18 protein-coding genes are annotated in these 19115 nt (G+C 60.2%); 13 read left to right on the top strand and 5 right to left on the bottom strand.

Going from position 1 to position 19115, the window contains the following annotated elements:
* Window positions 1-414: 414 nt before the first annotated feature.
* From AC06G5_RS01150 to AC06G5_RS01135, 4 genes are all read left to right on the top strand, one after another.
* Window positions 415-705, top strand: coding sequence for a hypothetical protein (locus AC06G5_RS01150; protein ID WP_413425024.1), 291 nt, complete (start codon window positions 415-417; stop codon window positions 703-705).
* Window positions 706-1057: 352 nt separating this feature from the next.
* The gene (locus AC06G5_RS01145) at window positions 1058-1552 is read left to right on the top strand and encodes a helix-turn-helix domain-containing protein (RefSeq protein ID WP_480458885.1); all 495 of its coding nucleotides are present in this window, start codon (window positions 1058-1060) and stop codon (window positions 1550-1552) included.
* Window positions 1549-2826: a type II toxin-antitoxin system HipA family toxin gene (locus tag AC06G5_RS01140; protein WP_413425028.1), complete on the top strand. Its 1278-nt coding sequence runs from the start codon at window positions 1549-1551 to the stop codon at window positions 2824-2826. The genes AC06G5_RS01145 and AC06G5_RS01140 overlap by 4 nt, the downstream gene beginning before the upstream one ends.
* Window positions 2823-3176: a DUF1493 family protein gene (locus AC06G5_RS01135; protein ID WP_480458884.1), complete on the top strand. Its 354-nt coding sequence runs from the start codon at window positions 2823-2825 to the stop codon at window positions 3174-3176. The genes AC06G5_RS01140 and AC06G5_RS01135 overlap by 4 nt, the downstream gene beginning before the upstream one ends.
* Before the next feature lie 57 nt (window positions 3177-3233).
* On the opposite strand, the gene AC06G5_RS01130 is transcribed toward AC06G5_RS01135, so the two are convergent.
* From AC06G5_RS01130 to AC06G5_RS01120, 3 genes are all read right to left on the bottom strand, one after another.
* Window positions 3234-4775, bottom strand: coding sequence for a phosphoenolpyruvate carboxykinase (locus AC06G5_RS01130; protein WP_413425032.1), 1542 nt, complete (start codon window positions 4773-4775; stop codon window positions 3234-3236).
* A gap of 180 nt (window positions 4776-4955) precedes the next feature.
* Complete coding sequence (gene hslO, locus AC06G5_RS01125; RefSeq protein WP_413425034.1) at window positions 4956-5858, bottom strand: Hsp33 family molecular chaperone HslO; 903 nt, start codon at window positions 5856-5858, stop codon at window positions 4956-4958.
* 216 nt (window positions 5859-6074) lie between these two features.
* Window positions 6075-6479: an RNA-binding S4 domain-containing protein gene (locus AC06G5_RS01120; protein ID WP_008019054.1), complete on the bottom strand. Its 405-nt coding sequence runs from the start codon at window positions 6477-6479 to the stop codon at window positions 6075-6077.
* Between the two features lie 215 nt (window positions 6480-6694).
* On the opposite strand from AC06G5_RS01120, the gene rimB reads away from it, so the two are divergent.
* On the top strand, window positions 6695-7174 hold the full coding sequence (gene rimB / locus AC06G5_RS01115) for a retropepsin-like aspartic endopeptidase RimB (RefSeq protein ID WP_480458882.1): 480 nt from the start codon (window positions 6695-6697) through the stop codon (window positions 7172-7174).
* Window positions 7171-8076 carry a 30S ribosomal protein S6--L-glutamate ligase gene (gene rimK, locus AC06G5_RS01110; protein WP_007972871.1) on the top strand — a complete coding sequence of 302 codons (906 nt, stop codon included), beginning with the start codon at window positions 7171-7173 and terminating at the stop codon, window positions 8074-8076. The genes rimB and rimK overlap by 4 nt, the downstream gene beginning before the upstream one ends.
* 84 nt (window positions 8077-8160) lie before the next feature.
* Here rimK and AC06G5_RS01105 read toward each other — a convergent pair whose 3' ends face one another.
* Together AC06G5_RS01105 and ompR are read right to left on the bottom strand one after the other, a co-directional pair.
* A complete protein-coding gene (locus tag AC06G5_RS01105) occupies window positions 8161-9474 on the bottom strand; it encodes an ATP-binding protein (protein WP_008019059.1) in 1314 nt (437 codons plus the stop codon).
* A gap of 115 nt (window positions 9475-9589) precedes the next feature.
* Entirely contained in the window at window positions 9590-10330 is a 741-nt protein-coding gene (ompR, locus tag AC06G5_RS01100; RefSeq protein ID WP_007972873.1) for an osmolarity response regulator transcription factor OmpR, read from the bottom strand.
* Window positions 10331-10691: 361 nt separating this feature from the next.
* On the opposite strand from ompR, the gene AC06G5_RS01095 reads away from it, so the two are divergent.
* From AC06G5_RS01095 to tauD, 7 genes are all read left to right on the top strand, one after another.
* Window positions 10692-13016 carry a Tex family protein gene (locus AC06G5_RS01095; protein WP_413703738.1) on the top strand — a complete coding sequence of 775 codons (2325 nt, stop codon included), beginning with the start codon at window positions 10692-10694 and terminating at the stop codon, window positions 13014-13016.
* Window positions 13016-13399 (top strand): PaaI family thioesterase, encoded by a 384-nt coding sequence (locus tag AC06G5_RS01090; RefSeq protein ID WP_007972875.1) that lies wholly within the window; start codon window positions 13016-13018, stop codon window positions 13397-13399. Before AC06G5_RS01095 ends, AC06G5_RS01090 begins: the two co-directional genes overlap by 1 nt.
* A 255-nt stretch (window positions 13400-13654) precedes the next feature.
* Window positions 13655-15238 (top strand): glutamate--cysteine ligase, encoded by a 1584-nt coding sequence (gene gshA / locus AC06G5_RS01085; protein WP_413425040.1) that lies wholly within the window; start codon window positions 13655-13657, stop codon window positions 15236-15238.
* Between the two features lie 245 nt (window positions 15239-15483).
* Window positions 15484-16461 carry a taurine ABC transporter substrate-binding protein gene (tauA, locus tag AC06G5_RS01080; RefSeq protein ID WP_413425042.1) on the top strand — a complete coding sequence of 326 codons (978 nt, stop codon included), beginning with the start codon at window positions 15484-15486 and terminating at the stop codon, window positions 16459-16461.
* Window positions 16462-16477: 16 nt separating this feature from the next.
* On the top strand, window positions 16478-17272 hold the full coding sequence (gene tauB, locus AC06G5_RS01075) for a taurine ABC transporter ATP-binding subunit (RefSeq protein WP_413425044.1): 795 nt from the start codon (window positions 16478-16480) through the stop codon (window positions 17270-17272).
* Window positions 17269-18102 (top strand): taurine ABC transporter permease TauC, encoded by an 834-nt coding sequence (tauC, locus tag AC06G5_RS01070; protein WP_480458878.1) that lies wholly within the window; start codon window positions 17269-17271, stop codon window positions 18100-18102. Before tauB ends, tauC begins: the two co-directional genes overlap by 4 nt.
* 138 nt (window positions 18103-18240) lie before the next feature.
* Window positions 18241-19083 (top strand): taurine dioxygenase, encoded by an 843-nt coding sequence (gene tauD / locus AC06G5_RS01065; RefSeq protein WP_480458876.1) that lies wholly within the window; start codon window positions 18241-18243, stop codon window positions 19081-19083.
* Window positions 19084-19115 lie beyond the last annotated feature (32 nt).

The following is a 19115-nucleotide window of genomic DNA, read 5'->3' as shown; positions in this document are numbered from 1 at the left end:
CGGCAGCGTCGAGGTAACCTCGCCAGTCTGAACCACCCACACCGACTCGCCCTTCACTACCGAAAAAATCAAGTACGACGCAGATCCCTTGTCGGGGCGAACCTGCTCGCGAAGAGGCCAACACACCCTCCGCAAAACTCGAAACACCCGACATTGTCCGAGGCCCCTTCTACCGAGATTTGCTGCGAAGCGACTGAAAACGCTGTAAGCATTTTTACCCCTGGCCATTTCACGTTGAAAACCCACCAACAACCTGTAGTCCGCTTCCTCTAAATATGACAAAACCCTTACAAAGCCTGTCGATCTCGGCCGTCTTGTCCCGCAACGCCATACCCTCCTATAGTTTCCAGCGCGGCTGAAAACAGTGTCTCGGCCTGCCGGGAACACTTGCCGATTTCGCACAGGACCCACTCAATGAAAAACCCCGACTCACTGCCAGCCCGCTACCAGCCGCTCAAGACCCGCTACAGCGAAACCCCAGTGCTGGTCATCGATACCGAGGCCGACCCCTTCGAGATCCTCGACGCCGCCCGACAACGCATCCGCGCCGCCAGCGACCTCCTCGAAACCCTTTATTGCACGTGTTTCAACCAGGCCCAAGCGAGCGACATCCCCAAGATCGTCAGCGCCCTGTACCTGCTGACCCAGGACGGCAACGACCTGCTCGACATCGCCCGGCAGCGCCTGCCGAAACTCACCGGCTGAAGCCCCACCACATCCCCTGTAGGAGCTGGCTTGCCAGCGATGAACGATAACGCGGTGCACTGTGGATAACCCCGTCAGCAACGACCTATGAAAGCTTCGGCAAGGTCCTGCAAAACAAGACACCTTGTCGGCTATCGAAGACCAACCACTCAACCCTATAGTCCGGGCCGTCGCTGACAAACTGGCATTATTCTGGCTGTTTATCGGTATTTCAGCTGGAATAATGGCAGTGCAAAGCTCCACCCACAAAACTTTTAATGCGGTGAGGACGCACTCATGGCAAAGCGATGTTCTTTCATCCAAGTGCTATTATTCTGCTAGCTAAGGCTAATAAATGAAGGAATATTGGCATATGGCCAAGAAAACCGCGCCACTCCTGCCTGCCGCATCCAGATTGCTAGCCGAATTCGGGGAGCGATTGAAGTTGGCCCGACTGCGCCGCAAGCTCACAGCCAAGCAAGTCGCCGAGAGGTCGGGCATGTCACTGACAACCTTGCGCTCTCTGGAATCGGGTGGCTCAGGAGTGACCATCGGCGCCTACTTGTCTGTCATGCAGGTTCTGGGTCTGGAAAAAGACTTGGACAAACTCGCAGCAACCGATGAGGTGGGGCGTCAACTGCAGGACGCGCAGCTGAAACCCAAGGCAACCTCAGCGAAAGACTCGAACCGACGAGTACGCAGAATAAGCGCAGTTAAAAAGGCCTCTCCAATACCTGAAAAAGACACTGGCGTAATTGAAAGTGCCACCCGGACAGAGGATCTCTCCGCTGACTTCCCCTTCAACACCCACTCACTTTCCAATCTGTTGACCAAGAAAAAAACCAAGTCCGCGACAGGTGAAAAATGACGCAAATTGCGGTGTATGCCGATTGGGAATCCTTGAATGGACCCAGGCGTCTCGGTTTCTTGCACTCCCGAAAGGCCCGTTCCACGGACGTCTTCGAATTTGAATACGACGCTGCGGCGCTAGCAGACCCCGAGTTGAACTTCACACCGCTGGACCCTCGAATCGGCCTCTATGAAGGTCGTCAGTTCCCTGGGCAACATCAAAGCCGATTTGGTGTGTTCGCTGATTCCAGCCCGGATCGGTGGGGTCAGTTGTTGATGAAGCGGAGGATGGAACGAGATGTTCGCGATGGATTGGTTGCCAAAGGCAGCAAGCTTTACGAGTCGGATTTCCTGTTAGGCGTACATGATCTCTATCGGGCCGGCGCGATCCGCTACAAGCTCAATGACCAAGGCAACTTTCTCGATGACCGCAATGGCGTGGCCGCCCCACCCTTCATTGAATTGCGGGCATTGGAGCAAGCAAGCCGTGCTCTGGAAAACGATCCGGACAACACCTCACTCGACGGCCGAGAGTGGCTGAGAATGCTGATCGCACCCGGAGGTTCGCTGGGTGGTGCCCGCCCCAAGGCCAGCGTTGCAGACGAGCACGGTCACTTGTGGATTGCCAAGTTCCCCAGCACACGCGATGACTATGACATTGGCGCCTGGGAACTCGTGGTAAATGCCTTGGCCAATCATTGTGGCCTGCGAGTCGCGACCGGTATCGCCCGACGCTACGCCAGCGATCATCACTGCTTCATGGTAAAGCGCTTCGATCGCACTGAACGAGGTGGCCGACTGCACTTTGCCTCGGCCATGACCATGACTGATCGAGTTGACGGTGACGATGCCTCTGTCGGTGCGAGCTACCTTGAGTTGGCCGAAGTACTCATGGAACACGGCTCGGAAACCAAAGCAGACCTGCGGGAGCTGTGGTCTCGAATTGTGCTCAACATTCTGGTCTCCAACACTGACGATCACCTGCGCAACCATGGTTTTATCCTTGATCCGGGTCGGGGGTGGCGATTGTCTGCCGCCTATGACATGAACCCGGTGGCCCACGCCGACGGCTTGAAGCTCAACATCACCGATACCGACAACGCCCTGGATCTGGAACTGGCCCGGGAAGTGGCGGAGTATTTTCGGGTAGGTCGCGCGGATGCAGAAAACATCATCAACAGTTTCAAACAGGTCGTCAGCCAATGGCCAACGCTAGCGGGCGCTCTGGGGCTGTCGAAACGTGAGCAGGACAATATGGCGCCTGCATTTCGATTGGCGGAACCTACGCAATGAACCTCGCCCCCAACTTCCCCGACGACCACTCAATGCAGCAACTCATGCAACTGCTACACGAAGAACTCGGCCTGCCCGAACGCAAAACCATCAGCCTTGCCACCTCGATCAATTTCGACCTTGGTTGCAACGGTGCCGATGCACAGCACTTGATCGAATGCCTGGAAGATCTATTCGCCATCGATTTCGTGGATTTCGACAGCTATCGTTATTTCCAGCCCGACGGCTACGATGTGAATCTAAAGCGAAAGGCCAAGGGTCGCGGCGAGAAGGTGCCGTTGACCATCGGCATGCTCTACCGGGCCATCAAGGCCCAACGCTGGGACACTCAGGCATTTGAAGGCCTGTAGCGACACGCACAAAAAAGCCGCCCCGAGGGGCGGCTTCTTCGTTAGCTCAATCCAGCATTACAGCTTTGGACCGGCAGCCTTGATCGCGTCGCTCACTTCGAACTTCTTGAAGTTCTCGATGAACAGGCCGGCCAGTGCTTTGGCGGCTTCGTCGTAGGCGGTTTTGTCGGCCCAGGTGTTACGTGGGTTCAGCAGGCCAGTCTCAACGCCCGGTACGGCCAGTGGCACGTCGAGGTTGATGGTGTCCAGGTGCTCGGTTTCGGTACCGATCAGCGCGCCGCTCTGGATCGCTGCGATCACTGCACGGGTGGTCGGGATGTTGAAGCGTTTGCCGACGCCGTAGCCACCGCCGGTCCAGCCGGTGTTGACCAGGTAGACCTTGGAGCCGAAGCCGCGGATGCGCTTGATCAGCAGCTCAGCGTATTCGCCGGCCGGACGCGGGAAGAACGGTGCGCCGAAGCAGGTGGAGAAAGTCGACTTGATGCCGCTGCCCGAACCCATTTCGGTCGAACCGACCAGAGCGGTGTAACCGGACAGGAAGTGGTAAGCCGCTTGTTCTTCGTTGAGGATCGACACTGGCGGCAGAACGCCGGTCAGGTCGCAGGTCAGGAAGATCACAGCGTTCGGCTCGCCACCGAGGTTCTTCCCGGAACGCTTGGCAACGTGCTCCAGCGGGTACGCGGCACGGCTGTTCTGGGTCAGGCTGACATCGGCGTAGTCGGCGTGCTTGGCGTCGTCGATAACGACGTTTTCCAGGACCGCGCCGTGCTTGATGGCTTTCCAGATAACCGGCTCGTTCTTCTCGGACAGGTCGATGCACTTGGCATAGCAACCGCCTTCGATGTTGAACACCACGCCCTCGCCCCAGCCGTGCTCGTCGTCACCGATCAGGTAACGGCTTTCGTCGGCGGACAGGGTGGTCTTGCCGGTACCGGACAGACCGAAGAACAGGGTCACGTCGCCTTCTTCGCCGATGTTGGCGGCGCAGTGCATTGGCAGCACGTCAGCGGCCGGCAGCAGGAAGTTCTGCACCGAGAACATGGCTTTCTTCATTTCACCGGCGTAACGCATGCCGGCGATCAGCACTTTCTTCTGTGCGAAGTTGATGATCACGCAACCGTCGGAGTTGGTGCCGTCACGCTCTGGCACGCACTCGAAGTTGGCAACGTTCAGCACTTGCCACTCTTCACGTCCGGCCGGGTTGTACTGGGCCGGGTTGATGAACAGGCAACGACCGAACAGGTTCTGCCAGGCAGTCTGGGTGGTCATCTTCACGGCCAGGTAGTGCTCGGAAGCCGCACCTACATGCACGTGGGAAACGAAATGCTCTTGCGCGTTGTTGAATGCCTCAACGCGAGCCCACAGAGCGTCGAACTTGTCGGCCGGGAACTTGCGGTTGATCGGGCCCCAGGCGATAGCGGCCTGGGTGCTTGGCTCTTCAACGATGAAACGATCGACTGGCGAACGGCCGGTACGGTGACCGGTACGAACAACCAGTGCGCCGGTATCGGCAAGCTCGCCTTCACCGCGGTTGAGGGCTTCTTTAACCAGATCATCAACACTCAGATCGGTGTACACGGCGTTATTGGCTTGCGTCATGAGGTTCCCCGTCGGCCAGTGGCCGAGTGCTCCAAACGTTTTTGTAGTAGAAAGTCGTGCACTACTACCGCGAAAAAAGTGGGCCGGATTATGCCAGAAAAGCCCAAAAAAAGTAGGCCCCTCCTGTCGTAACGGCGTCAATCCGGCGGCAGCCAGTGAATTTACCTGCGCTGAACCGTTTTAGTGACGGGTATCTGACGGTGTCTCGACACCCGCGCCAGCGAACAATTGGGTGACATCGGCGGCATCGAACAGGTAGCGTTGGTTACAGAACTGGCAATCGATTTCGATGTTGCCACCGTGCTCCACGACCAGTTTCTGCGCGTCGTCCTTACCCAGGCTGACCAGTGCATTGGCCGAACGTTCGCGCGAGCAACTGCAGCGGAAGCGCAGTTTTTGCACATCGAACAGACGCACCTGCTCTTCGTGATAGAGGCGATGAAGCACGGTTTCGTTGTCCAGGCCCAGCAGCTCATCAGCGGTCAAGGTGGTGGCCAGGGCGGTGAGGTGCTGCCAGCTGGCGGCGCGTTCTTCTTCGTCTTTCAGGCGGTCGGCGGGCAGTTGCTGCAGCAACATGCCACGGGCGCGACGGCCATCGGCACAGAGCTTGATGCGCGTACCGATCTGCTGCGACATGACGAAATAGTTGGTGAAGCAGTCGGACAACGTTTCACCGTCAAGATCGACCACGCCCTGGTAACGCTGGCCCTGTCTCGGGTCGATGGTCAGTGTCAACGAGCCATCCGGCATCAAGTCGGCCAGGGTTGCATCGGGAGCGATACGGTCCGCCTCGTAACGGGCCAGGCCACGGATGTCGCGCTCGCTGGAGCACTCGATCATCAGCAGCGGGATCGGGCCTTCGGAGCGGGCTTGCAGAATCAGCAGGCCATCGAACTTCAACGTGCCGACCAGCAACGCCGCAGCCGCCATCAGTTCGCCGAGCAGTTGCGCAACCGGCTCCGGATAGGCGTGCTTGGCCAGGACTTCAGCGTAACTGAGCTCCAGCGAGACCAGCTCGCCACGGGTGTCGCTGTCATCGAAGATGAAGCGTTGGGTGAAGTCGTTATCCGGTAAGTCGGTCATAAGTCTGGTATCTGAAGTGGTGACAATAATGGTTACAGAATTCGACGCTAGGCCTTGGCTATAGCGTATTGCTGCCTGGTTATGGCTTACACGCCGGTGGCTGTGTGCGCTTTACGACGAATGGCACATGCACGACAGGCCAATTACCTCATATGGCTACGCGCAGGTGCAATTACAAGTCTTGTCCTGACTGATGTGATCGGCGGCCCCGGCCAATCATTCGTTGCTGTCACCACGAAACTTGAACAGATCGCGGCGCTGTTTCTTGCTTGGCTTACCGTCGGTACTCACGCCCAGGGCTCCCGCCTTTCTTTGCGCAGCGGCCTCTTCGCGCTTGGCGATGCTGGCCTGCGTCTCGGCATACAAGGTCTGCGCCTCCGGGGCGCCGCGGCGAACGATCGACAAGGCCTGGACCACCACCGTACGCTCGTCGAAACCGGTGCGAATCACAAATTCATCACCGACCCGTGGCTCTTTGCCCGGTTTGCAGCGTTCGCCCCGGCAATGCACCTTGCCGCTTTCAATCGCCGCCTTGGCCAAGGCGCGGGTTTTGTAAAAGCGTGCAGCCCACAACCATTTATCGAGGCGGACTTTATCGTCCTCTTCGTTTTTTTGTGCCATGGGATTTCCTCATTCTGAAATATTGGTGAACTGTACTACCGTTCTCTCGTACCAAGAATTACGTCGTCCCGGATTACAATGCTGACATTCCATAACCTCATTGCGAGACTGGAAATCCGGGCCGTAGATATCTGTCGCCTTTTAACCATTATTCTGCGTGAATACCGCGAATCTGGCCGCCTGCGGCCACCGCGGTTTCTACCGGTTGAGCAATTTTGAAGACATTTGACCATTTGACCGTTGTCGGTCTGCGCGAGTGGGTGGCGCTCCCGGATTTGGGAGTCGCCGGCCTGCGGGCAAAAATCGACACCGGTGCCAGCACCTCAAGCCTGCACGCCACCGACATCGAAACGTTCGAGCGCGAAGGCGAGCCCTGGGTGCGCTTCACGGCGCACCTGGGCACCGTGGTGCAGTTGCGTCATCGCCGCTGCGAGGCACCGCTGGTGACGAGAAAAACCATTAAAAGCTCTAACGGTCACGCACAAGTGCGATATGTGATCAGCACCACCCTGGCCCTCGGTGATCGGGTTTGGCGGGTCGAGTTCACCCTGGCCTGCCGCAAGTCCATGCGTTATCGCCTGCTACTCGGTTCCAAAGCCCTGATCGACGGCCAGTTGGTGGTCAATCCAGGCATCAAGTATGTACAAGACAAGCCGGTGTTCCCGGTATCTACCTTCTCCACAGGTGTTGCATGAAGATCGCTGTGCTGTCGCGGAACCCGCGTCTGTATTCCACCCGCCGCCTGGTTGAAGCCGGTACCGAACGCGGCCATGAAATGGTGGTGGTCGATACCCTGCGTGCCTACATGAACATCGCCAGCCACAAGCCGCAGATCCACTACCGCGGCAAGCCGCTGGAGGGTTTCGATGCGGTGATTCCACGGATCGGTGCGTCCGTGACCTTTTATGGCTGCGCAGTGCTGCGCCAGTTCGAGATGATGGGGGTCTTTCCGCTCAACGAATCGGTGGCCATTGCCCGTTCACGGGACAAGCTGCGTTCACTGCAATTGCTGTCCCGTCGCGGGATCGGCTTGCCGGTGACCGGGTTTGCCCACTCCCCCGATGACATTCCCGACCTGATCGAAATGGTCAACGGCGCGCCGTTGGTGATCAAGGTGCTGGAAGGCACCCAAGGCATCGGCGTGGTGCTGTGCGAAACCGCCACGGCCGCAGAATCGGTGATCGAGGCGTTCATGGGCCTCAAGCAGAACATCATGGTTCAGGAATACATCAAGGAAGCCGGTGGTGCAGACATTCGCTGCTTCGTCGTCGGTGACAAGGTGATCGCAGCGATGAAGCGCCAGGCCAAGCCCGGCGAATTTCGTTCCAACCTGCATCGTGGTGGCAGCGCGAGCCTGATCAAGATCACACCCGAGGAGCGCATGACAGCACTGCGTGCGGCAAAGGTCATGGGGTTGGCGGTGGCCGGGGTGGATATCCTGCGTTCCAATCATGGGCCGCTGGTGATGGAAGTGAACTCCTCGCCGGGTCTGGAAGGGATTGAGACCACCACCGGGAAGAATGTCGCGGGGATCATCATTGAGCATTTAGAGAAGAATGGTGGGCCGAACATGACCCGGACCAAGGGCAAAGGCTAGAAGCAGCCATAAGCTGCAAGTTTCAAGCGGCAAGTGGAAAGCCGCTTTTTCTTGCAGCTTGAAGCTTGGCGCTCGAAGCTGTCTTTAAACGGCATCCCGCGGCAACAACAACCCCAACGGCAACCGCACCCGCGCTTCCAGCCCTCCGCCCGAGCGGTTACGCAGTTCAACGTTGCCGCCATGCATCGAAGCAATCCGCTTCACGATTGCCAGTCCCAACCCGGTGCCCTTGCCACCCCGGGCACGATCACCGCGGGTGAACGGGTTGAAGATCGCTTCCAGTTCCGACGGATCGATACCGGCACCACGGTCCATGACGCTCAGCACCACATACGGCGCGCTGGTGTCCCCGGATACATACGCCGCCACCTCCACACCACTGCCGGCATGATGCAACGCGTTGCCGATCAGGTTGTTCAGCAGTCGTTTCATCGACACACGACGCAACGGAAACGGCTGAATCGGCTCCAGGCGCAACCGCACTTTCTCTTCATTCTGGTTGTAGGGCGCAGCGACTTCGCGGACCAGGTCGCTCAGGTCAACCTCTTCCACCGACTCGTCGCGCCCGTCGCGAATGAACGCCAGGAACTGATCGAGAATCGCATCCATGTCCTCGATATCACGCACCATGTCGTCGGTCAGATCGGTGCGATCACCCATCAACTCCAGGGACAGGCGCAAGCGGGTCAACGGCGTGCGCAAATCATGGGAAACACCGGCCAGCATCAGCTCACGCTCGCGACCGGCCTGTTCGACGTCTTCGGCCATCTGGTTGAAGGCGCGGTAAACCTCAGTCATCTCGCTCGGCGTATCGCTGATTGGCAGGCGCACGCTGCGACCCTGGCCGAGTTGCCGCGCGGCATACACCAGACGCTTCAACGGTTGATTGAGCTGGCTGACGAAGATCCAGGCCGAAGCGGTGGAAAGCAGACCGATAGCGAGGAACCAGCCCAGCACGTTCCAGATTTTCTGGCCGCGCAGCGGATGGGGATAAAGCGGTACTTTCAGCCAGCCATCGCCCAGGCTTGGCGCCCGTACCCACAGCGCCGGTGGCGAATGCATGCGTAGCCGGACTTCAGTGTCGGCCCCCAGCTCCGCCTGCATCTGCCGCTGGTAGATCTCGCTGTAAGGCCAGTGCTGTTCGCCTTCCGGCACGCCGGCACCCACCACCCGGATCAGGGTCGCGGCCTCGGCGATCTTGCCGCGGTTTTCTTCATCGGCAGCCCAATAGGCGCGCAGCGTCAGGGCGACACCGTGGCTGTACTGACGGTCCACAAGCACATCTTCGTTCATCAGCAGATAAACCAGGGTCAGCGCCTTGGAGAAGAGTACGACGATCAGCACCAGCCAAAGGGTGCGGGAGAAGAAGCTCTGGGGGAACCAAACGGGGGTTTTCATGGATAACCGTTAAACACTTGCAGGAGCGAGCGATGCTCGCATATTGCGGATCGCGAGTCTGCGGACGGGATCGATTGATCCGTTGTCCGCATGACCCGCTCCTACAAATCGCCCATCACTTGGTGGCGGTACCATCCGGAACAAACACATAACCCACGCCCCAGACAGTCTGGATGTAACGCGGTTTGGAAGGATCGGGTTCGATCATCCGGCGCAGACGGGAAATCTGCACATCGATGGAACGCTCCAGGGCATCCCACTCGCGGCCACGGGCCAGGTTCATCAACTTGTCGCGGGTCAGCGGTTGACGCGCGTTCATCACCAGGGCCTTGAGCACAGCGAATTCACCGGTGGTGAGCATGTGCACCTCTTCGCCGCGCTTGAGCTCGCGGGTGGCCAGGGACAACTCGTAGTCGCCGAAGGTCACGCTTTCGTCTTCGCTGCCCGGGGCGCCCGGCACCGGCGCCGACTGGCGACGCAATACCGCCTTGACGCGAGCCATCAGCTCATCCGGGTTGAAGGGCTTGGCCAGGTAATCGTCGGCGCCCAGCTCCAGGCCCTTGATGCGGCTCAGCTCGTCACCCTTGGCGGTGAGCATGATGATCGGAATCTGGTTGTTCGCGTTGCGCAGGCGGCGGCAAGCGGTCAGGCCGTCTTCGCCGGGCAACATCAGGTCGAGGACGACCAGGTTGAACACTTCGCGCGCCAGCAGGCGATCCATTTGCTCAGTGTTCGGTACGGCGCGGGCGCGATAGCCCTTGCTGACGAAAAAACGTTCCAGCAGGCTGCTCAGCCCCGGATCGTCGTCAACGATAAGAATTTTTTCGCCTTCAGCAGTTTGTGCAGTGCTGCTCATTGGATGCTCCTTTGATCTCGGCGCGCATTATGGCGTAGCTGCCGTTATACGCACCGTGTGCATTGTTAGCAGATTTTTCCTTCAGCGCCAGAAAACCGGCCATTGCACTGGCAATCCGCTATGCCCCCGAATGCCGTAACGCTGGTTATAATGCGCGGCCTTTTGTGTCAGGCAACATCAGACAGGTACTACAGACGGACGCTATTTATTTTCATGGCGTCAGCAGTAATTGTTCGATTTCACGGGTCAACGCAATGCCTGTTGACCCAGGCAGCGGCGCTGGCCAGGCCGCTCAACCAGACTCGCGAAGGCCCTGTTTCAGCGCCTGCGAGCCTGCTTTCACAATTTGTCAGGTGGTTTTATGGACAGCATCAACAGCCGCATCGCCGAGGAACTCGGTGTACGCCCACAACAGGTCGAAGCGGCCGTCGCGCTACTCGATGAAGGCTCTACCGTTCCCTTCATCGCCCGTTACCGGAAAGAAGTGACCGGCAGCCTCGACGATACGCAATTGCGTCATCTGGAAGAGCGCCTGCGCTACCTGCGAGAACTCGACGAACGGCGCATCAGCATCCTTGCCAGCATCGAAGAGCAGGGCAAGCTGACGCCGCAACTGGAACGCGACATCAAGCTCGCCGACACCAAGACCCGTCTCGAAGACTTGTACCTGCCGTACAAGCAGAAACGCCGCACCAAGGGTCAGATCGCCCTGGAAGCCGGCCTCGGCGAACTGGCCGACGGCCTGTTCAACGACCCGTCCCTGAGCCCGGAAACCGAAGCCGCGCGTTTCATCGACGCGGAAAAAGGCGTGGCCGATGTGAAGGCTGCCCTCGAAGGCGCCAAGTACATCCTCATGGAGCGCTTCGCCGAAGACGCAGGCCTCTTGGACAAGCTGCGCAACTACCTCAAGCAGGAAGCCACCCTCAGTGCCCGCGTGATTGCCGGCAAGGAGGAGGAAGGCGCCAAGTTCCGCGACTATTTCGAACACGACGAACCGCTCAAGAGCATGCCGTCGCACCGCGCGCTGGCGATTTTCCGTGGCCGCAACGAAGGCATTCTCAGTTCCTCGCTGAAAGTCGGCGACGAATTGCCGGGCACCATGCACCCGTGCGAAGGCATGATCGGCCAGCATGTCGGCATCCAGAACCAGAACCGCGCCGCCGACAAATGGCTGGGCGAGGTGGTGCGCTGGACCTGGAAGGTCAAGCTCTACACCCATCTGGAAACCGACCTGCTGGGCGAGTTGCGCGATGGCGCGGAAACCGAAGCGATCAACGTCTTCGCCCACAACCTGCATGACCTGTTGCTGTCGGCCCCGGCCGGCCCGCGTGCCACCCTGGGCCTCGACCCTGGCCTGCGCACTGGTTGCAAGGTTGCCGTGGTCGACTCCACCGGCAAGCTGCTGGATCACGCCACGGTTTACCCGCACGTGCCGCACAACAAGTGGGACCAGACCCTCGCCGTGCTCGCTGCGCTGTGCGCCAAACACTCGGTGGACCTGATCGCCATCGGCAACGGCACCGCCAGCCGCGAGACCGACAAACTGGCCGCCGAACTGATCAAAAAATACCCAGCCATGAAAATGACCAAGGTCATGGTTTCCGAGGCCGGCGCATCGGTTTACTCGGCATCGGAACTGGCCTCGAAGGAATTCCCGGACCTCGACGTGTCGATCCGTGGTGCGGTGTCGATTGCCCGTCGTCTGCAAGATCCGCTGGCTGAGCTTGTGAAGATCGATCCGAAATCCATCGGTGTCGGCCAGTACCAGCACGACGTTTCACAGCTGAAACTGGCCCGCGGCCTCGATGCGGTAGTCGAGGACTGCGTGAACGCCGTTGGCGTGGACGTGAACACCGCTTCCGTGGCGCTGCTGGCACGGATCTCCGGCCTCAACGCGACCCTGGCGCAGAACATCGTCAGCCACCGCGACGAGCACGGCGCGTTCAAAACCCGTGCCGCGCTGAAGAAAGTCGCGCGTCTGGGTGAAAAAACCTTCGAACAGGCCGCCGGATTCCTGCGCGTCATGAACGGCGAAAACCCGCTGGACTCGTCGGCCGTTCACCCGGAAGCCTATCCGCTGGTGCAGCGCATTGCCGCCGAGACCGACCGTGACATCCGCTCACTGATCGGCGATGCCGCATTTCTCAAGCGCCTCGATCCGAAGAAGTACACCGATGAAACCTTCGGCCTGCCGACAGTCACCGACATTCTGCAAGAGCTGGAAAAACCCGGTCGCGACCCGCGTCCAGAGTTCAAGACCGCCGAGTTCCAGGAAGGCGTCGAAGACCTCAAGGATCTGCAGCTGGGCATGATCCTCGAAGGCGTGGTGACTAACGTGACCAACTTCGGTGCCTTCGTCGATATCGGCGTGCATCAGGACGGTTTGGTACATATCTCTGCACTTTCGGAGAAATTCATCAAGGATCCTCGCGAAGCGGTGAAGGCCGGCGACGTGGTGAAAGTGAAGGTCATGGAAGTCGACATCCCGCGCAAACGCGTAGGCCTGTCGATGCGCATGAGCGACACCCCGGGCGAGAAAATCGACGGTGCCCGCGGCGCGCGTCCGGGGTCGGCGCCACGCCAGTCCCAGAACACTGCACCGCGCAAGGAAACCACGGCCGCTGCCCCGAGCAACAACGCCATGGCTTCGCTGTTCGCCAACGCCAAGCAGTTGAAGAAACGCTGATGGACATTCCCGCCGGGCTGACCGAAAGCGCGTTTTTCAAGCTACTGGGCTGTCGCCTGCACAGCCTGGAAACCGGGGTGGCGCAAGTCGCCCTGGCGCTGGAACCCGAGCTGCGCAATCGCGGCGGCAAGCTGCACGGCGGGGCCTTGTTCAGTCTGGTGGACATTGCCATGGGGCTGGCCTGTTCCAGCACCCACGGCTTTGACCAGCAGAGCGCGACCATCGAGTGCAAGATCAACTACATCCGCGCCGTCTCAGACGGCGAGGTGATGTGCACGGCGCGGGTGATCCACCCGGGTCGCCGCACGTTGGTAGTCGAAGCCGATGTGATGCAGGGCGACAAACTGGTCGCAAAAGCACAAGGCACGTTCGCTGTCCTGTAGCTAGTCGTCATCGATTTGAGTTAATTTCAGCGCAATGACCTGTAGGAGCGAGCTTGCTCGCGATGAACGTCAGGGCGCCGTTTTCACTCAGGCACCCCTCGTTATCGTTAACCTCCATCGCGAGCAAGCTCGCTCCTACAGGGTATGGGCCTGCGCGGTCCGAAAACCAGGCGAAAACGCCAGTTTTAACTTCACCCTTGTAGACCGTCTTGCCCACCCCCATATTGGGGCGACTGACGCGTGAAGGAATCCAACTTGAGCGAACTTCTCAACCGCCGCCTGGCCCTGCTCGGCGAGCGCGCTAACCTCTCTCTGCTCGAACAGTGCCTTCACGGCATCGAACGTGAATGCCTGCGCGTGACCGGCGAAGGTCGTCTGGCGCAAACGCCGCACCCGGAAGCATTGGGTTCCGCGCTGACCAACGAACAGATCACCACCGACTATTCCGAGTCGCTGCTGGAGTTCATCACTCCGGCCCTGCCCGACCCGGCGGACACGCTGGCGAGCCTGGACAGCATTCACCGTTTTGCCTACAGCAAGCTCGGCAACGAGTATCTGTGGAGCCCATCGATGCCGTGCCCGTTGCCGGCCGAGGAAGACATCCCGATCGCCTATTACGGCACGTCCAATATCGGGCAGCTCAAGTATGTGTACCGCAAGGGTCTGGCCCTGCGTTACGGCAAGACCATGCAATGCATTGCCGGCATCCACTACAATTTTTCCCTGCCGGAAAAACTCTGGCCGTTGCTCAGGCAGGCCGAAGGCTTTGTCGGCACCGACCGCGATTTTCAGTCGTCGTCCTACATCGCGCTGATCCGTAACTTCCGCCGCTACAGCTGGTTGCTGATGTACCTGTTCGGCGCCTCGCCGGCACTGGACGCCGGCTTCCTGCGCGGTCGCTCGCATCAGCTGGAGCAACTGGACCCGAACACCCTGTACCTGCCGTACGCCACCAGCCTGCGCATGAGCGACCTGGGTTACCAGAGCAACGCCCAGGCCGGCCTGACGCCGTGCTACAACGATCTGGCCAGCTACACCGACAGCCTGCGCAAGGCGGTGGCCACACCCTATGCGCCATACGTCGAAGTCGGCACCCACCAGGATGGCGAGTGGGTACAGCTCAACACCAACATCCTGCAGATCGAAAACGAGTACTACTCCAACATCCGCCCGAAACGCGTGACCTACACCGGCGAGCGTCCTATCCAGGCGTTGATGGCCCGGGGCATCCAGTACGTCGAAGTGCGCTGCCTGGACATCAACCCGTTCCTGCCGATGGGCATCGACCTCACCGAGTCACGCTTCCTCGATGCGTTCCTGCTGTACTGCGCGCTCAACGACAGCCCGCTGCTGACCAACACCAGTTGCGGCAACGCGACTTCGAACTTCCTCAGCGTGGTCAAGGAAGGCCGTCGTCCAGGCCTGCAACTGCAACGGGATGGCCATCCGGTCGACCTGAAGGAATGGGCCGGCGAGTTACTGGAGAAAATTGCGCCATTGGCCGCGATGCTCGACCAGAGCCATGGCGGCGATGCCCACAGCAAGGCGCTGGACGCCCAGATGGCCAAGGTCCAGGACTCGTCCCTGACGCCGTCGGCACAGGTATTGGCGGCCATGGCCGAGCACAAGGAGAGCTTTGCCCAGTTCTCCCTGCGCCAGAGCCAGGCCCACGCCGAGTTCTTCCGTAGCGAGCCGTTGCCGGCTGAGGAGCAGGCGAGGTTTGAAGAGCGGGCGCGTTCGTCGCTGGCTGAGCAGGCTGAGCTGGAGCAGAACGAAGTCGGTGATTTCGATGTGTTTGTCGGGGCGTACCAGGCGAGCATTCTGGCGATCAGCAACTGACCATCAAACACAGCTCCCCCCTGTGGGAGCGGGCTTGCTCGCGAATGCAGAGTGTCAGGCGACTTTACTGCGACTGACACACCGCTTTCGCGAGCAAGCCCGCTCCCACAGAGAGCATGATCCGCTGACCTCCACAGATTGTTCCCCTCATAAGCTAATTCGAAAAAGTTATTTATTTTCGAATTCTTAGATCACTTAGTCTCTTTCTCACGCCGACATTCGGTCGCCTGACAAGGAGCTTTCTGATGAAACTGACTTTCCCTCTACGCTTGCTGGCGGCCGCTTCCTTGGCGACAGCGAGTTTCCTGGCCCAAGCGGCCGACGTCACCGTCGCCTACCAGACCACCGTTGACCCGGCGAAAGTCGCCCAGGCCGATGGCGCCTACGAAAAAGCCACCAAGGCCGATATCAGCTGGCGCAAATTCGACAACGGTGCCGACATCATCGCCGCCATCGCCTCCGGCGACGTGCAGATCGGCTACCTCGGTTCCAGCCCCCTGACGGCGGCCATCACCCGCAAAGTCCCGGTGGAAACCTTCCTCATCGCCACCCAGATCGGTGCCGCCGAAGCCCTGGTGGCTCGCGACGGTTCCGGGATCAAGACCCCGCAAGACCTGATCGGCAAAAAGATCGCCGTGCCGTTCGTGTCCACCGGCCACTACAGCCTGCTCGCCGCGCTGAAGCACTGGAACATCGACCCGTCGAAAGTCACCGTACTCAACCTGGCTCCGCCAGCGATCATTGCCGCCTGGAAACGTGGTGACATCGACGCCACTTACGTCTGGGATCCGGCACTCGGCGTGGCCAAGGAAAACGGCAAGGTACTGATCACCTCTGGCGAGCTGGCCAAATTCGGCGCACCGACCTTCGATGCCTGGATCGTGCGCAAGGACTTCGCCGAGAAGCACCCTGAAATCGTCACCGCGTTCGCCAAAGTGACCCTGGACGCCTACGCCGACTACCGCAAAGACCCGCAAGCCTGGCTCGCCAACCAGGGCAACGTCGACAAGCTGGTAAAACTGTCCGGAGCCAAGGCCAGCGACATTCCGCTGCTGCTGCAAGGCAACGTCTACCCGCTGGCAGCTGACCAGGTGATCACCCTCGGCGCGCCGACCACCAAGGCCATCACCGACACCGCCGCGTTCCTCAAGGAGCAAGGCAAGGTCGAGGCGGTACTGCCGGACTACGCGCCGTACGTCAGCGCCAAGTTCATCACCAACTGATCGGGAGTTCATTGCGATGGCTTTGCTACAGCTGGAGCGCATCAGCGCACAGTACCCCGGCAGCCCTACACCTGTGCTGGCGGATATCTCCCTGAGCCTGGGGCCCCGGCAGCTGCTGGTCGCCCTCGGCCCGTCCGGCAGTGGCAAGACTTCGCTGTTGAACCTGATTGCCGGTTTCGTCGATCCCAGCACCGGGCGCATCACCCTCGACGGCGTGCCCGTCAAAGGCCCGAGTGCCGAGCGTGGCGTGGTGTTCCAGGACGACGCGCTGCTGCCGTGGCAAGACGTGCTGGCCAACGTAGGCTTCGGCCTTGAACTGGCCGGCATCGCCCGGGACAAGCGCGAGGCCCGCGCCCGGGAAATGCTCGCCCTGGTCGATCTTTCCGGTTTTGAAGACCGCCGCATCTGGCAGCTTTCCGGCGGCCAGAAGCAGCGCGTCGGCCTGGCCCGTGCCCTCGCCGCCGACCCGCGCGTGTTGCTCATGGACGAACCTTTCGGCGCCCTCGACGCGTTCACCCGTGAACAGATGCAGGAGCTATTGCTGCAAGTCTGGCAACGCACCGCCAAGCCGGTGTTCCTGATTACCCACGACATTGAAGAAGCCGTGTTCCTCGCCACCGACCTGATTCTGTTGGCGCCGAACCCGGGGCAGATCGTCGAGCGCCTGAGTCTCGACTTCGGCCAGCGTTATGCCGCCGGTGAGTCGGCACGGGCAATCAAGTCCGACCCGCGCTTTATCGAAACCCGCGAACACGTACTCGCCAAAGTGTTCTCCCAACGCAGCGCCGCCACGCGGCAGGAGCGCGCATGAGCAGTTACGAAATTCCCGTCGTAGCGATAAAGCCAGGCACTCCCGTGACTGCGGCACGACGCAGCTTGAGTACTCGCTGGATCAGTGTGCTGACACTGGTCGCTCTGATTGTTTTCTGGTGGGTCGTAACGGCAACCGGTTTGATCGAGCCGCTGTTCCTGCCACCACCCTCCGCCGTCCTGCAAAAAGGCTGGCTGCTGGCGACCTCCGGTTACATGGATTCAACCCTGTGGCAGCACCTCGGCGCGAGCCTGGGGCGCATCGGCCTGGGCCTCGGCTTTGCGATTCTCACCGCCGTGCCGGTGGGAATCGCCATCGGCGCCAACCGCATCGCCCGTGGCGTGCTCGACCCGCTGATCGAGTTCTACCGGCCGATTCCACCGCTGGCCTACCTGCCACTGATCGTGATCTGGTGCGGCATCGGTGAATTGTCGAAAGTGCTGCTGATCTACCTGGCAATTTTCGCCCCGATCGCCATCGCCACCGCGACCGGCGTGCGTACCGTCGACCCGGCGAAATTGCGCGCCGCACAATCCTTGGGCGCGACGCGGGCGCAGTTGATCCGTCACGTCATTTTGCCGAGTGCCTTGCCGGACATCCTGACCGGTGTGCGCATCGGTCTCGGCGTAGGCTGGTCGACGCTGGTCGCCGCCGAACTGATCGCCGCCACCAGCGGTTTGGGCTTCATGGTGCAGTCGGCCGCACAGTTCCTGGTCACCGATGTGGTGGTACTGGGGATTCTGGTGATCGCGCTGATCGCCTTCGCGATGGAGATGGGCCTGCGCGCCCTGCAACGCAAACTGGTGCCGTGGCATGGCCAGGCTCACTGATAACTGAACTCCCCCCTGTAGGAGCGAGCTTGCTCGCGATAGCAATGCGACAGGCAACACTACTGTGATTGATTCACCGCCATCGCGAGCAAGCTCGCTCCTACAAGAAAGCTCGACCCCGAATTGAAGAGAACCACCATGAGCCACCTGACTATCGTCCCCCTCAGCTCCGCGCTCGGTGCACAAATCAGCGGCATCGACATCAGTCAGCCGCTGAACGTTGAACAGCGCGACACCATCGAGCAGGCCCTGCTCAAGCATCAGGTGCTGTTCTTCCGCGACCAGCCGATCACACCCCAGCAACAGGCGCGATTCGCCGCGAATTTCGGCGACCTGCACATTCACCCGATCTACCCCAATGTGCCGGAACAACCGGAAGTATTGATCCTCGACACCGCCGTCACCGACGTGCGCGACAACGCGATCTGGCACACCGACGTGACCTTCCTGCCGACCCCGGCCCTGGGCGCGGTGCTCAGCGCCAAGCTGCTGCCGGAGTTTGGCGGCGACACGTTGTGGGCCAGCGGGATTGCGGCGTATGAAGCCCTGTCGGCGCCAATGAAAACCTTGCTCGAAGGGCTGACCGCCACCCACGACTTCACCCGCTCATTCCCGCTGGAGCGCTATGGCAACACGCCCGAGGCGCTGGCCCAATGGGAAGAAGCACGACGCAAGAATCCGCCGCTGTCACACCCGGTGATCCGCACGCACCCGGTCAGCGGGCGCCGCTCGCTGTTCGTCAATGAAGGCTTCACCTCGAAGATCAACGAACTGTCGGAAACCGAAAGCGAGGCGATTCTGAAGTTTCTGTTTGCCCACGCCACGCGACCTGAATTCACCATTCGCTGGCGCTGGAAGCAGGACGACATCGCGTTCTGGGATAACCGCGTGACCCAGCATTACGCGGTGGATGATTACCGGCCGGCGCGGCGGGTGATGCAGCGGGCAACGGTTTTGGGGGATGTGCCGTTTTTTAAGTAAACCCTGATGTCTTGAATGGCCGGTCTGGCCTC

It is taken from the genome of Pseudomonas sp. WT-JTC, from assembly GCF_056711565.1.
Note: the sequence above shows the minus strand (reverse complement) of the source record. Positions and strands in the feature narration are given on the sequence as shown.